The sequence below is a fragment of the Burkholderia sp. 4M9327F10 genome, from assembly GCF_005503145.1.
Taxonomy (GTDB): Bacteria; Pseudomonadota; Gammaproteobacteria; order Burkholderiales; family Burkholderiaceae; genus Paraburkholderia.
Map to the genome: position 1 here is coordinate 87,020 of NZ_SCNV01000015.1, position 14,178 is coordinate 101,197.

At 59.7% G+C, this 14,178-nt stretch carries 11 protein-coding genes; 6 read left to right on the forward strand and 5 right to left on the reverse strand.

What is annotated here, in order from left to right; genetic code table 11:
• Positions 1–122: 122 nt before the first annotated feature.
• Together FFS45_RS16260 and FFS45_RS16265 are read right to left on the reverse strand one after the other, a co-directional pair.
• Complete coding sequence (locus tag FFS45_RS16260) at positions 123–1,169, reverse strand: hypothetical protein (RefSeq protein WP_137955665.1); 1,047 nt, start codon at positions 1,167–1,169, stop codon at positions 123–125.
• Positions 1,170–1,399: 230 nt separating this feature from the next.
• Positions 1,400–1,765 (reverse strand): helix-turn-helix domain-containing protein, encoded by a 366-nt coding sequence (locus FFS45_RS16265; protein WP_137955666.1) that lies wholly within the window; start codon positions 1,763–1,765, stop codon positions 1,400–1,402.
• A 102-nt stretch (positions 1,766–1,867) separates the two neighbouring features.
• Here FFS45_RS16265 and FFS45_RS16270 point away from each other — a divergent pair, with 102 nt between their 5' ends.
• Together FFS45_RS16270 and FFS45_RS16275 are read left to right on the forward strand one after the other, a co-directional pair.
• Positions 1,868–2,833, forward strand: a complete 966-nt coding sequence (locus FFS45_RS16270; protein ID WP_137955667.1) for an NmrA/HSCARG family protein — start codon at positions 1,868–1,870, stop codon at positions 2,831–2,833.
• A gap of 515 nt (positions 2,834–3,348) precedes the next feature.
• The gene (locus tag FFS45_RS16275) at positions 3,349–4,380 is read left to right on the forward strand and encodes a restriction endonuclease (protein WP_137955668.1); all 1,032 of its coding nucleotides are present in this window, start codon (positions 3,349–3,351) and stop codon (positions 4,378–4,380) included.
• A gap of 499 nt (positions 4,381–4,879) precedes the next feature.
• Here FFS45_RS16275 and FFS45_RS16280 read toward each other — a convergent pair whose 3' ends face one another.
• Both FFS45_RS16280 and FFS45_RS16285 read right to left on the reverse strand, forming a co-directional pair.
• The gene (locus FFS45_RS16280) at positions 4,880–6,325 is read right to left on the reverse strand and encodes a DEAD/DEAH box helicase (protein ID WP_137955669.1); all 1,446 of its coding nucleotides are present in this window, start codon (positions 6,323–6,325) and stop codon (positions 4,880–4,882) included.
• A 431-nt stretch (positions 6,326–6,756) separates the two neighbouring features.
• Positions 6,757–7,479 carry an FCD domain-containing protein gene (locus FFS45_RS16285; RefSeq protein ID WP_137955670.1) on the reverse strand — a complete coding sequence of 241 codons (723 nt, stop codon included), beginning with the start codon at positions 7,477–7,479 and terminating at the stop codon, positions 6,757–6,759.
• 259 nt (positions 7,480–7,738) lie between these two features.
• On the opposite strand from FFS45_RS16285, the gene uxuA reads away from it, so the two are divergent.
• The 4 genes from uxuA (at position 7,739) to FFS45_RS16305 (ending at position 12,952) form a co-directional block, all read left to right on the forward strand.
• A complete protein-coding gene (gene uxuA, locus FFS45_RS16290) occupies positions 7,739–8,803 on the forward strand; it encodes a mannonate dehydratase (protein WP_171029663.1) in 1,065 nt (354 codons plus the stop codon).
• 71 nt (positions 8,804–8,874) lie between these two features.
• Positions 8,875–10,185 carry an MFS transporter gene (locus tag FFS45_RS16295; protein ID WP_137955671.1) on the forward strand — a complete coding sequence of 437 codons (1,311 nt, stop codon included), beginning with the start codon at positions 8,875–8,877 and terminating at the stop codon, positions 10,183–10,185.
• Positions 10,186–10,273: 88 nt separating this feature from the next.
• Complete coding sequence (locus FFS45_RS16300) at positions 10,274–11,473, forward strand: porin (protein WP_137955672.1); 1,200 nt, start codon at positions 10,274–10,276, stop codon at positions 11,471–11,473.
• A 96-nt stretch (positions 11,474–11,569) separates the two neighbouring features.
• Positions 11,570–12,952, forward strand: a complete 1,383-nt coding sequence (locus FFS45_RS16305) for an alpha/beta hydrolase-fold protein (protein WP_212745737.1) — start codon at positions 11,570–11,572, stop codon at positions 12,950–12,952.
• Positions 12,953–13,174: 222 nt separating this feature from the next.
• Here the strand turns inward: FFS45_RS16305 and FFS45_RS16310 are convergent, their stop codons facing one another.
• Positions 13,175–14,059, reverse strand: a complete 885-nt coding sequence (locus tag FFS45_RS16310) for a LysR family transcriptional regulator (RefSeq protein ID WP_137955673.1) — start codon at positions 14,057–14,059, stop codon at positions 13,175–13,177.
• Positions 14,060–14,178: the final 119 nt, after the last annotated feature.

A 14,178-nucleotide genomic window follows, 5' to 3' on the forward strand; every position in this document is an offset into this window, starting at 1 on the left:
CTTTCGAGGTTGACCCGTTTGGCACAGTCATGCTTTCCCAAAATGGTCACTCGCAACTCGAGCAACAGTGGCGAACTGGTGCAGACGTGACGCCTACGCTTCAATAATTGCAACATAGGTCGTCAGTATTTTGCCGTCGTCAGCTTAATCCTTGCTTTCGGATCGATCTGCGTAACTCGGATTGACTGGGAACGGATGTCATAGGAGGCGAGGAACATGTAGTGAAGCCGCTGCGTGCCTTCCGTTGGAAAGAACATGACTTTCACCACGGCCTCACTATGCCCAGAGCCCGTGTAGTCTGCTGATGCACTCGCTTCGAATCGGGCATTCATCCCGTCCAGGCAGAAGAAAGGTGCGTGTATCACAAGCGTATCTTTGCAAGCATCCGGCCCCCCCATCGGCAGATTGGCTGACTCGATTATCAGATCACCCTGCTGCTTTAGCGCCTCGAACGATTCCGTTGGTGTCCTGGAGACCGAAGCTCCGTCGTCGCACCGTAAGGCAAAGCACATTAACTCATTGGCGTAGAGCTTGACGTCGCTGAAATCGATCTGAGAGTTTTGTTTTGGCGGTCGAGCTTGCGCCAGAAAAAGTATGCTCTGACACACGTCAAATGCGTTTCCCTCCGAACTCGTTCCAATGGTGTCGCCCGTGTAGCTCCACGCGCCGGCGGTCAGCGTGTAAAGTTCGCGGCATGTCCCTGGCAGTCGCCCCGCTCGCATCGAGCCATCGAAATACACGTCGCTCATATCCGCGGGACTGTAGGCAGCAAGGTCAACGGGTTTGTCCAGCAATGCTTCTAAATCGACTCCTGGCGAGTGCGCTTCCAACTCCGTTCGTCTTATATCCATCAGCTCGTCGAGTTCTCGCAGTCGCTCGTCGTCGACCCGCTGGAAACACGCATCTGCATCTGCCGCGAGATGCCCTTCAGCGACGCATGCTTCGTTCCGCAATTTTCTCCAATGTTCCTGGCCCAACAAAACGCTCGGCTGCTGCGGACCAGAAGCTGACAGTAGAGCATCGTATGCGGCGGTCACGCGTCCATCAATTGCAGGCGAGATCCCCGCGTTTTGCAGGGCACCGTTTGGTTCGACCGCCACGGCATTGAGCGCATACACAAGGAGAATGAGAGGAATGGAGAGAATTCGAACTACAAGCATATCGATCATCTTTACTCTCGTCGGGATTTATATTTTTAGCGAGGGCATACAGGGTGTCGCAATTGTCGACGATTCTGGTATTCAGCGCCATTTAGAGTTACTGGTCGGTCGTCGACTCTCTACGATTGGGGACAGGCGACCCGTAAGCGGCGTTCAATCCACCGGATAGCTGCCATTCAAAGTGAGCCCGCCCTTGCATTGGGGGGCATTGCGGTCGTACGGTGATAGCCGTGTTGTTTTCACAAAGAAGGACCACGAGCAGCGAAGGCTCTCTGTGCAGCCTGGACTTCTTCCCGATGGTCTTCTGTCCACTTCAGAATCGCGCGAAGGTGCGGCTCCAGGGAGCGCCCGAGCGGCGATATCTCGTAGACGACGGCAACCGGAGCCGTGCTGATGACCGAGCGCTTGATGAAACCATTGGCTTCGAGCCGACGAAGACATTGAGTCAGCGCCTTCTGAGTGATGCCTTCGTTTGCCCTTCGTAGCGCATTGAACCGCATGGCCCCGCTGCAGAGGCAGCCTAGTACCAGCAGCGACCATTTGGTGGTGATTTCTTCGAGCACGAGGCGATTTAACTCAAGGTCCTCTTGGGATGGCGTCGGCATTGTCCGGGATACTCCAGGCTACCTAGTAGCATTCAGGTGCGTAATTGCGTTCAAGTATCAAATGTATACCATGATCAACCTCTACCAGATTGGAGGTCGAAAATGCCAGTTGATATTCATGGATCAGACAGCCTGAACAGAAAGGACACAGACGGGGCCAAAACCGTGCTTGTGTTCGGTGCCACTGGACAGCAAGGCGGAGCCGTCGCATCTGCGCTTAAGTCGCAAGGATGGCCGGTCAGGGCGCTCGTTCGCGATCCCGGTAGCGACAAGGCGAAGGCCCTCCTGGATTCGGATGTAGAGCTATTTCAGGGCGATTTTTCAGACAGCGACTCGATCAGGAACGCAATGTCCGGGGCCTATGCCGTCTTCAGCGTGCAGCCCAGTTCGGGCCAGGGAGCGTTATACGGGATCTCCGACGAGCAGGAGATCCGCTATGGTAAAAGCATTGCGGATATCGCCATTGAGACCGGCGTTCACCATCTCGTCTACACATCAGTCAATGCTGCTGGCCCAAGAAAAACCGGGATGGGACACTTCGACAGCAAGTCTGAGATCGAAATCTATATTCGTGGCACGGGTCTACAAAGCACAATCATTCGGCCCGCCGGGTTCATGGAACTACTCATGCTTCCGGGCATGGGACTCGATAAGGGCGCTTTCATGTCGTTTCTGCGACCGGAACAGACCGGACAGTTGATTGCGGTTCAAGACATCGGGAAAATCGTCGCGATCATCTTTTCTAATCCAGACAAATTCGTCGGCCGGACCATTGAAATTGCGGGAGACGAGGTGACTGGCATAACACTACAGGACAGTTTGAGTAACGCGGCGGGTAGGCCAATCACCTATCATCGCTTCCCCGATAGCCTTTTGAAGGAAAACACCTTCCTTGATCGACTTGCATCCCTGGTTGACGATGGCCGACTGGCTGGGCATGCGGACATCTCTGCCCTGAAGACCGAATTTGGACATCTATTGAGCTTCGACGAATGGCTAGCCGGTCCCGGCAAACCGCTTTTCGAGCGCGCGCTCCAGGCAGACGCCGCTACGATCGCACTCCGGTGATGGATGAGTCCGTTGCACTCGAGGACATGCGCGCTTACCAGAGCAAGAGGCAACGCCGGCAGTGGTGTTGCTTCTGCGAGAATGCGAACCCCGGGCATCATGCTGCGGGCTATTCCTATGTAGGTATGTGGAGGCGCAGCAGGCGCTATCGTCAACCGGATAAAGTAACGGATACAGATCCGGTAGTTGGCTTCGATGTCATGAGTTCGTCAGTTCAAACGGGTGGGTTTTCCAAGCGGATCCATTATGCATCGAGCAACCAGCTGCCAGTAGCGGTCGATTGGCACCCGTCAAAGCGACTTTGCAGGCCGCCATCCGTAATGTCCGGTCCTCGACCATGCTCTCGCCTCTTCTTCTAGGCTATCCTTTCGCCTGTGCCACTAGGAGTGCGGCGGTTCCATTTGCTCGGGTCTGCACGGAATAGCAGCGCAGAAAGCACGATTTACGCGGTAGGCGAGCAATACAAGCGATGCCGGCTCAAGAAGCTAAAACAGCACGACAAACGGACCAAATTCATGACCAAAGATGCGACGTTATGGGGTATTCACGCCGGCAGAACCGGCGATGCCGACTCCCTTTTCCTGAGCCAGGGCGTCATCGCGCTCGGTTGGCATCAAATGGGAGATCTGAAGGCGCTGGGTCCGACACGTGAAGACTTCAAGGAACACTACGCGGCGACCTATCTGGAAGCGGCGAAGGCCAAGCCGGGAACTGTTCCGACGTCGGCAGGGCAATTGTTCCGGTTCGTTTACGAAATGCGAATCGGCGATTATGTAGTGTATCCATCCAAGCACCCGAAGCATGTGCATCTGGGACGCGTGACGGGCGACTATCAGTATTCGACTTTAGGCGAATCGCACTATCCTCAACGACGGAAGGTCGAATGGCTACGCCATTTGCCGCGTACGGCGTTTTCACAGGGCGCACTGTACGAAATCGGCTCGGCGTTGTCGTTGTTCGCCGTAAGGAACTACGCCGACGAGTTCTGGGCCGCGATTCACAGCGCCCAGCCGCTGCCCGTCACGCCGGCAGCAAAAGATGAGACCCTCGCGGAGGTCAGTCAAGATATCGAGGAGACAACTAGGGATTTCATTCTGAAAATCCTGGCCCAAGAAACGAAGGGACATCCATTCGCGCACTTTGTTGGCAATCTTCTCACTACTATGGGATATCGCGTTCGGGTATCACCGGAAGGCCCGGACGGTGGCGTCGACGTCTTGGCGCACAAGGATGAGTTGGGCTTCGAACCACCGATTATCAAAGTGCAATGCAAGAGTACGGAGGGGAGTGTCGGCGATCCGCTGATCTCGCAGCTCTATGGGAAGGTCTCCCCGTCGGAGTTCGGATTGTTCGTTACGCTAGGCACATTCACCAACCAGGCGGTGCAGTTCGCTCGCACGAAGAGCAACCTGCGCTTGGTTGACGGCGATGCATTGGTGGAACTGGTCTTGGAGCATTACGAAGCACTTGACTCAAAATACAAAGGCATGATTCCCTTGCGCAAGGCGTATATACCAGAGTCGGCCCTTCAGGACGAATCCGAGTAGAGGCTTGCGCGTTGACGGTTCCCTCTGGTTTGGAGCTGCGCTTTCGAGTTTGTCGTAGCGGCCGATTTAATTATTCAGAAGCTTGGTTTGTTGATGCCAGCTCCGGTCGACGACGCGATAACTGTCGTGGAAGCGCGACGGCCCGTTGTCGGGGCGAAGCCGCCGTTCGAATGTCCGCGTGAAAGTTCGTGCAACCGACCGTACTTGGCCGGTCACTGTCGGACGGCGATCGGCAGCACGCAACCCAAAGCAGTAGCTCGCGATGAGGCGATCGAGTGACATCGTTCGTGTGAGAAGCGGACACATTCGCCAGAGCCGACCACGATCGGACGCTCGCTGCGCACGATTTAAACATCCGTTCGGCCCCGAAGTTGTTATAAATTCTGGATTCAGTACGCCTTTACCCGTCGACCTGATGCACGCCGAAGCTGCACCGCTGCCTGCCAGCGGGCAGCAAACCGCCAGCCTGTTCTAGGCTGGCAGTACTCATCCCCGCGGATCAGGGTTGGCGTTTGCCGTTGCCACCTGCGGGTTTGCCAGCCGGCTTGCGTGAACCCGCAGTTGGCTTGCTGGCGGATTTGCTGCGTGGCTTTTGCACGCTGAATGGGCTACCGCTGGACAAGCTTGTGCCTTTGCCCGCGGCCACAGCGCGTTGCGCCGCAGGCCTGCGTTTGTTTTCGCCACTTTGCGGGCGTGGCTTTTTGCTGGGCACCTGCATGGTATCGGGCGCCGCTAGCGGCACTTTGGGCTTCTTGGGCTTTTTGGGTTTCTTGATGATCTGGCCCGTCGCGCTGGTTTGCGGCACGCGGTGTTCGGCTTCAAAACCCGGCTCTTCTTCACGGGGCAGCGTTTGCCGGATCAGCGCTTCAATCGCGGCCAGTTGTGGCGCCTCATCGGCACACACAAGCGACACCGCCACACCGCTGGCGCCCGCGCGGCCGGTACGGCCAATACGGTGCACATAGTCTTGCGCCACGATCGGCAGATCAACGTTGATCACCAGCGGCAGGTCGTCGATATCCAACCCACGCGCAGCCACATCGGTGGCTACAAGCATATGTACTTCGCCCGTCTTGAAGCGCTCCAGCGCACGCAGGCGCGCGGGTTGCGGTTTGTCGCCATGGATGGTGTCCACCGCATAGCCCGCTTCATCCAGCATGGCCGCCAGGTAATCCACGCCCTTGCGGGTTTTGACGAACACCAGCGCGTGCCCCCAGTTGTTCTCAGCCACAAGGTGCATGAAGAGGTCAGGCTTGTTCTTTTTATCCACCGGCACCACCCACTGCTTGATCTTGCTGACCGTGGCATTGGGCGGGCTGACGCTGATATTGACTGGGCCGCGCAAAATGCTCGCCGCCATGGCGCGGATATCATCGGTAAACGTGGCTGAGAACAGCAGGGTCTGGCGCTGAGCGGGCAAGGCATCAAAGACGGCGTTGAGTTCGCGCGCAAAGCCGAGATCCAGCATGCGGTCGGCTTCATCCAGCACCAGCGTTTGTACTTGATCAAACTGCACTGCATTCTGGCGATTGAGATCTAGCAAACGGCCCGGCGTGGCAACGAGCACATCCACGCCTTTGCGCAACTTCATCATCTGCGGGTTGATACTCACTCCGCCGTAGGCGGCCAAAAATCGTAAATCGAGGCCTTTACCGTAATCGATGAAGCTTTGCAGCACCTGTTCCGCCAGTTCACGAGTGGGTACCAGCACCAGAACACGCGCGCGGTTGCTGGACACCGTCGGGCCGTGTTGCACTAGCCGTTGCAACAGCGGCAGCGCAAAACCCGCCGTTTTGCCAGTTCCGGTTTGTGCCGCAGCCATAACGTCCTTACCACTGAGCACAGCAGGAATCGCCATGGCCTGTACCGGCGTAGGCGTCTGGTAATTAAGGTCCCGCGCATTACGCACCAAGGGATCGATCAGGCCAAGCGAGGCAAAAGACATGGGCGTATTCCCGGCTAAAACCGCAATTCTAGCGGTTGGAGTTGGGCGCCAATGGAGGAATAAGACGCCCGGGCGTTTCGTGGCCACCGTCGGTCGATGGACGGCAGTCGGAATCCAGCGTGCGACGAATAAGTTCTATCGGTCCGATACGGTCGCCCGAAATCGACCCGTTTCAGCCCCTCAACATAGCGTGGCCGCAATGGCTCCTTTCAAGATGCAACGGTCGCTCGCGCGGCCGCACGGGTCGGCAAAGGTCCGGCCAGTTCGGACAAGAGGATCGCGTCACGGCTACTGCTCGCGGACGTCAGCTTCGCCGGCCAGTGCCTGCGACCTATCAGGACCGGGGCGGGAGGCGATGCGACCGACCGGGCCGGCGAATATCTACAGCAATTTGCGCGGAATCCTCGGCCTGCAATCTGCACGAACGATTGTCAGCGCCACGCTTGCGTAAATTCCACAATCACGCGCGACAGATGTGCGCGCATCGCATCGCGCGCGCCGGCCGCATCGCCTGCCATGATCGCCGCGAAGATGCGCTGGTGATCCTCCTGTGACGCCTCGCGCAACGCCGGCGAATGAAAGTGCTCTTCGATCTTATCCCACAGAGGATCGCTGCGCGCGCAGTCCCACATCGCAGTGACCATGTGCAGCAATACCGTGTTGCCGGTCGATTCGGCGATTCTCATATGAAACTGGCGGTCGGCCGCGTCGTACGCATCCTTGTCGTCCATCCGCTCGCGCATCGTCGTCAGCGCGACGAACATCCGGTCGAGATCGGCATCCTTGCGCTCGGTCGCCGCGAGCGCCGCTACTTCTGCCTCGATCAGCCCGCGCGCACGCAGCGTCTCGATCGGCCCTGGCCCGTTCGGCACTTCAAACGTGACGGGGCGCGCGGCATCGGTCGCCGATACGTAGATCCCTGAACCAACGCGTACCTCGACGATCCCCTGTACCTCGAGCGCGATGATCGCCTCGCGCACCTGCGTGCGGCTCACGCCGAACTGGTCGGCAAAGCTGCGTTCCGAGGGCAATCGCGCACCTGTCTCGAACGCGCCGGCGGCCACCATCGCGTGGATCTGCCGCGCAAGGCCGATGTAGGAGCGGTCCGCGGCTTCCGCGTCGCGGGGGTCGGAGAGGTTAGACAGGTCGGTCATCGAAGGCTCGCAACGGTCTGGTCGGCACCGCCGCGGCGCCGGGTCGCGAAAATGGTACACCAATTTCTGTGGCCTCCCGCTCCGCCGTCAGCTTGAGCATTGCAATCGGTCGATTTTGGCTGGCTGCTATGGCTTTAGCATGATCAAATAACTGGTAAACCACTATTTGGCGAAAGTGGTATACCAATCACAATGCACCCATCAACGACAGCACCGCGCGCTCGTCCACCGTATGCCACACCAGTCAGGAGCCGTTCCAGTGAAGATGTCTTTCCGTTGGTACGGCGAGTCCGATCCGGTCTCGCTGCAATACATCCGCCAGATCCCGGGCGTCACGCACATCGTGTCCGCGATCTACGACGAACCGGTGGGCGAGGTCTGGCCCGCGCACAGGATCGACGCGCTGAAGTCGACGATCGAGCAAGCCGGCCTGCGCTTCGAGGTCGTCGAATCAGTACCCGTCCACGAGGACATCAAGCTCGGCAAGCCGAACCGCGACTGGCTGATCGCCAATTACCAGCAGACGATCCGCCATCTCGGTGCGGCCGGCATCAAGGTTGTCTGCTACAACTTCATGCCCGTGTTCGACTGGACTCGCACCGAGCTGTCGAAGACGCTCGACGACGGTTCGACCTGTCTTGCGTTCAGTACCGAAGCAGTCGACGGAATCGATCCAGACGACGGGATTGCACTGCCCGGCTGGGATTCGAGCTACCGGCCCGACGAGCTGCAGGCTCTGCTCGCCGAATATCGCGAAGTCGACGAAGCCGCGCTGTGGGAGAACCTCGAATACTTCCTGAAGGCAATCATTCCCGTCGCTGAGGAAGCCGGCGTAAAGATGGCCATCCATCCCGACGATCCACCACGCCCGATCTTCGGGCTGCCGCGCATCGTGAAGAACCGCGAGGATCTTGCGCGCATTGTGCGCATCGTCGATACGCCCGCGAACGGGCTGACGCTCTGCTCGGGCTCGCTCGGCGCAGGTCCGCAGAACGACGTCGAGGCGCTCGTGCGCGAATTCGGCGCGATGGGCCGCATCCATTTTGCGCACATCCGCAACGTGAAGGTGGAGACGAACGGCGACTTCGAGGAGACCGCGCACCTGTCGAGCTGTGGGTCGCTCGACATCGCCGCGATCGTCAAGGCGTATCACGACACCGGCTTCACGGGCTACGTACGCCCCGACCACGGCCGGATGATCTGGGGTGAGACGGGTAAGCCCGGTTACGGTCTCTACGACCGCGCGCTCGGTGCGGTGTACCTGAACGGACTCTGGGAAGCGACGGACAAGCTGAGCCGCACACAGCAGCAAACGTCGCAGTAAGCCGACTACGGAAGCGACCGGCGCAGCGGATCGCCGGTTGCCCGACACGATATTCCGCACGGAGACTTCACATGCCACGCATTCGATGGGCCATGATCCTCATGTGCTTCCTCGCCAACGTCATCAACTTCATCGATCGCGCCAACCTCGCGATCGCCGCGCCGAGCATACGTGCCGACCTCGGTCTCGACGCGGTCGGCATGGGGTTCGTGCTGAGCGCGTTCTTCTGGACCTATGCATTCCTGCAATTGCCCGCGGGTTGGTTCATCGACAAGGTCGGCGTGCGCGTAAGCCTTGCCCTCGCGGTTGGTTGGTGGTCGGTATTCACGGTCGCGACAGGCGCCGCACGCGGTCTCGCGCAGCTCGTCGGTGTGCGGCTGATGCTCGGTGTCGGCGAAGCGGCTGCGATCCCGTCGTTCGCGAAGGTTGCGTTCAACTGGTTCCCGCGCAGCGAGCGTGGCATTGCGAGCAGCATCTTCGATAGCGGCTCGCGCGTCGGCTCCGCGCTGTCGCTGCCGCTCGTCGCGTGGTTGATCGCGATTGTCGGCTGGCGCGGATCGTTCGCGATCACCGGTTGCATCGGCATCGTGTGGGCGCTCGCGTGGTGGTTCGTCTATCGCGATCCCGAGCGCTATCGCGCCATTGCCCCCGATGCCGTCGACGCACTGCTTGCACAACGCGGCGCGCCCGCCGTGGCAGCAGTGCCCGGCAGCCCGAAGATCACGTGGCCCGACCTGTTTCGCTACCGAACCATCTGGGGAATGATGATCGGCCTGTTCTGCCTGAACTTCGCGATCTACTTCTTTATCACGTGGTTTCCGAGTTACCTGCTGCAGGCGCGCGGTTTCTCGCTTGCATCTCTCGGTACATGGGGAATGCTACCCGCACTGCTCGCGATCCCCGGTGGCTGGTTAGGCGGTTATGTGTCGGACAGTCTGTTCAGGCGCGGCTGGAGTGCGACCGCCGCGCGCAAAACATGTCTCGTACTCGGAATGCTGCTGTCGTCGACGATTGCGCTGTCCGCATTCGTCGACAGCGTGTGGGCGTGCCTCGCGCTATTCGCGCTCGCCTATGCCAGCCTGTCGTTCGCCGGTGCGAACGTATGGACGCTCGTCGGCGAAGTCGCACCGACGCCCGCACACGTTGCGTCGATCGGCGGGATCCAGAATTTCGCGGGCAATCTCGCCGGCATCTTCATTACGACCTTCACGGGCGTGATGCTGTCGATCACGAAGGGCTCGTTCGTCGTGCCGCTCGTCGCCGCGGGTGTGCTGTGCCTGGTTGGTGCGCTGTCGTATCTGTTCGTCGTCGGCAAGGTCGAACCGTTGCCTGTTCGAGGCAGCGGTTGCGCACGACGCGGTGTCCAGGCCGGTGCGGTTTGAGTGTTGGCGACTCCGCCGAACAGGAGAAATCGAAGCAGTGTGTGCTTGAACGAGTACCAGACTAAAACAACCAAAGACAGGAATGGAGATGAAAAAAACTATCCTCGTATCTACGCTTGGAGTTGCGGCACTGAGCGCGCACGCGCAAAGCAGCGTCACGTTGTACGGCATCGTCGACGCCGGCATCGGCTACCAAAGCAGCTCGGCCTCGCTCGGCAGCAACGCCGGTGGCCGCTCGGTAGTCAAGATGGCGCAGGGCATATGGGCTGGCTCGCGTTTCGGACTCAAGGGTAGCGAAGACCTGGGTGGCGGCACGCGCGCGATCTTCCAGCTCGAAGAAGGCTACAACCCGGCGACAGGTGCCCAATCGACCTCGGGCTTGATGTTCAACCGCATGTCGCTCGCGGGCCTTGCAAACCAGCAGTACGGCACGCTGACGATGGGCCGGCAGTACGCGCCGTACTACACGCTGCTTGCAGCCTATAGCCCCACCACCTGGTTGACCGGCGCATACGGCGCACACCCGGGCGATCTCGATTCGATGGACACGATCTATCGCATCAACAACTCCCTCGTCTATACGTCGCCGAACTTCGCAGGCTTCACCTTCAGTGGCATGTATGCGTTGGGTGGCGTAGCAGGCAGTACCGGCGCGGGCCAGTCGTGGAGCGTCGCGGCGAACTACCTGCACGGACCTGTCGGTCTCGCGGTCGGCTTCGAGCGCCTGAGCAACTCGACGAGCGGCGGTGGAACGTGGGGCGCGAATTCCACGGCCAACAGCAACGGCGAGCCTGGCGTTTCAGCTGTCACGAATGGCTTTCAGACCGCGCAGGCACAACAGCGCTTCGCGGTGACCGGCGGCTACACGTTCAATTCGCAGTGGGACATTTCCGCGTCCTACTCGAACGTGCAGTACATCGCAGGCGAAGGTTCGAAGTTCTTCGACACGCAGATCTGGAACACGGGCGGCATCGTGCTGCACTACAAGCCGCTTGTCGCGCTCGATCTCGCAGCGGGCTATAGCTACACGCGAGCGACCCGAGCGAACGGCATCGCCAGCGCGGCCTCGTATCAGCAGTTCACTGCCTCGCAGTACTACAGCCTTTCGAAACGCACGGGTCTGTACTGCGTCGAGGCCTACCAGCGCGCGGGTGGCCAGACCCTTGGCACGAACGGCGCGGGCAACGTCATCAACGCAACCGCCGATATCGGCGACGGCCAGAACAGCGCACCGTCCTCGTCGCGCAGCCAGGTAGCGGGTGCAGTGGGCATCGTTCACCGCTTCTGATCGTCGTGCGAGTGTGAATTCGCTTGAGTGCATTTCGAGCAGTTGGCGTTGCAAATCACCGGAGCAAATCCGGGACGAACATCCCAGGAGGATTCAATGAGCGTTGATCAATCGCTTGTGCGAAAGGTCGCGAGTGCGGCAGCGGTACTGTTTCTCGGGACAGTGCCCCCATACGCCCTCGCGCAGAGCGTGCCGTCCGGTTTGCTGCCGGCCGGTGCGAACACGACCAGTCCGGGTGCACCCTTTTACATCGACCCGACCGGCCTGAACTTCAGCACCAGTCCACCCACCCGCGATCCCTCAAACCCGAACTATCCCAAGGCAACCTCGATCGCAGATGGTCATCTGCCGCCGGTTCCGGTCAACGGGAATTTCATCATCGGCCCGAGTCACCCGGTCGCGACCGAGGTGACAGGTACCCAGACGGGGACGGTGTACAGCTTCAGGATGTGGTCATACAACAGCAAGATCTATCCGGCCGGTCTGGTACGTGTGGAGCCCAGTTTCGATTACATCAATCAGTATGGACGGACCGTGCCGGGCGACTTCTCGACCATGCTCGTTCCCAACTGCTTCACGGCCGGCGCAAACTATTGCGGCGAGGCGGCCATATGGACTCGCGTGGTTCAGGTCTACGTTCCGCGGCAGGCGCGCGGGCAGGACCCTCTGCCATTCATCGTTTCAGGGGACGGTGTGCCATCGTCAATCCCAAGCGGTCTTCCAACGCAAGCCATTGAACCCATCCTGTTCCCGGCCCTCGACAATCTGATTCGTGAACGGCGAATCCCACCGATGGTGGCCATCACCGTCGAGAACGGTGGTCAGGACGCACAAGGAAGTCAGCGCGGGTTCGAATACGATTCGATGAACGGGCAGTACGCGGAATTTATCGAAACAGAAGTATTGCCGATGGCCGAGAAAGCAGCCGGCATCCGTCTCACGCGCGATCCCGCGGGCCGCATCGCGATGGGGTACAGCGCGAGTGGCGAGGCAGCCTTCACCATGGCGTGGTTCCACCCTGAACTCTTCGGCAAAGTCCTGTCTTATTCCCCAACATTTACCAACCAGCAGTGGCCGCATAACCCCAACCTGCCAGGCGGGGCCTGGCAATATCACAGTCAATACGCAGGGCCGCCCCCGACGCAGCTACTGCAAACGGAAGGTTTCAACCTTCCTGCTCCGGCTGCGGCGAACCAGTCCACTGGCCTGCCCCTCGTTCCCAACAGCCCGAGGAAGCCGATCCGCGTGTGGTACGAAGTGGGTGATTTCGACGGCTGGTATCCCAACCCGATGGCGGACGGGATGCACGACTACGTACTGGCTTGCGAGAACATGGCCAGAGCGCTGGCCGGGAAAGGGTACGAGTATCAGTTCATCTTCTCTCGCAACGCGGGGCATGTGGACTTTGCCACCATCAAGCAGACGCTGCCGAATGCCATCGAGTATCTGATGCAAGGCTATCATCGGGATGACAATTAGAACGTATAGGGAACATCCGCTTACTGAGCGCAGCGGACATTCGAATGTCCGCGTGAACGCGAGGTTGAACGGCCGCTCGTGGCCGAACCCAGTCCGACGGCAACGGGCTCAGGTCGACCAATTCGCTCAGCCAAATTCCCACAAACCGGCCATTCGTTCGCCGTGGTGTGCGATAAGGCTACTGTTCCAGCGACATCGAACCGAAACGGCAAATAGCGACTCCTACACCAATCGCAGATCCCACAACACATCAAGTACGTGTTGCGTAGAACGCTCAACGTACCCCGCACGATGCGCAATGCCGAGCCGACGCCACAACGCCGGGCGTAGCGGACGCATGACAATGCGCTTGTCGGGCAACGGCGTGGTGGCCTCATGCGGCAACAGCGCTGCACCGTAACCTGCCGCGACCAGACTCTTGATCGCGTCGTTGTAGTTGAGCTGAATCCGCGGAGCGGGATGATGCCCCTCGGTCGCGAACCACTCCGTAGTCAGACGGGAAAGACGCGTGGTCGCGTCATTGAGAATGAGAGGTTGGGCGGCGAGCCATGCAGGCGTGACGCGGGCGGGGCACCGCCAATGCGCCGGCACAAAAGCCATCACGGGGTCGCGGCGCCAAGGCTTTATCACGAGTCCCGCCACAGGGGGCTGAGGCAGTGCAACCAACCCAACATCCAGCGTTCCATCCGCCAGTCGGGACAGCGTTTCATGAGACGTGAGTACTGCAACCTGAATGTCGATAGCGGGATGGTGCTGGCGCAGCACCTCAAGCGCTTGCGGCAACAGGTGTGCGATCGCGCCAGTCGACGCGCCCAGCCGCGCGCGTCCTTCGAGCCCCTGCACCTGGCGTTGAATATCGTCTAACGCCTGCTCCGCATCGCCCAGCAGTCGACGCGCGCGCTCCACCAGCACCTCTCCTATCGCCGACGGCCTGACATGTCCTCGCTTGCGTGACAGGAGTGGAGCCCCAATCCGGTCTTCGAGTTCAGCGATGTGGAGGCTGACCGTTGGCGGCGCCAGGTGCAATGCACGCGCCGCATCGGCAAATGAGCCACGGTCGGCAATGGCGACCAGAGTGCGCAAGCGGTCCAGGCTGATCTCTCGCATGTCGGCGTCCCGATTCAGAAAAACTGAATGTCCACGTTATTAAATTCAACTTTCTCTATTCTATCGGTCCACGGAATATAGAGGCTCGTTTTACCTGTTTGCAACCCAGAATTAGCGGA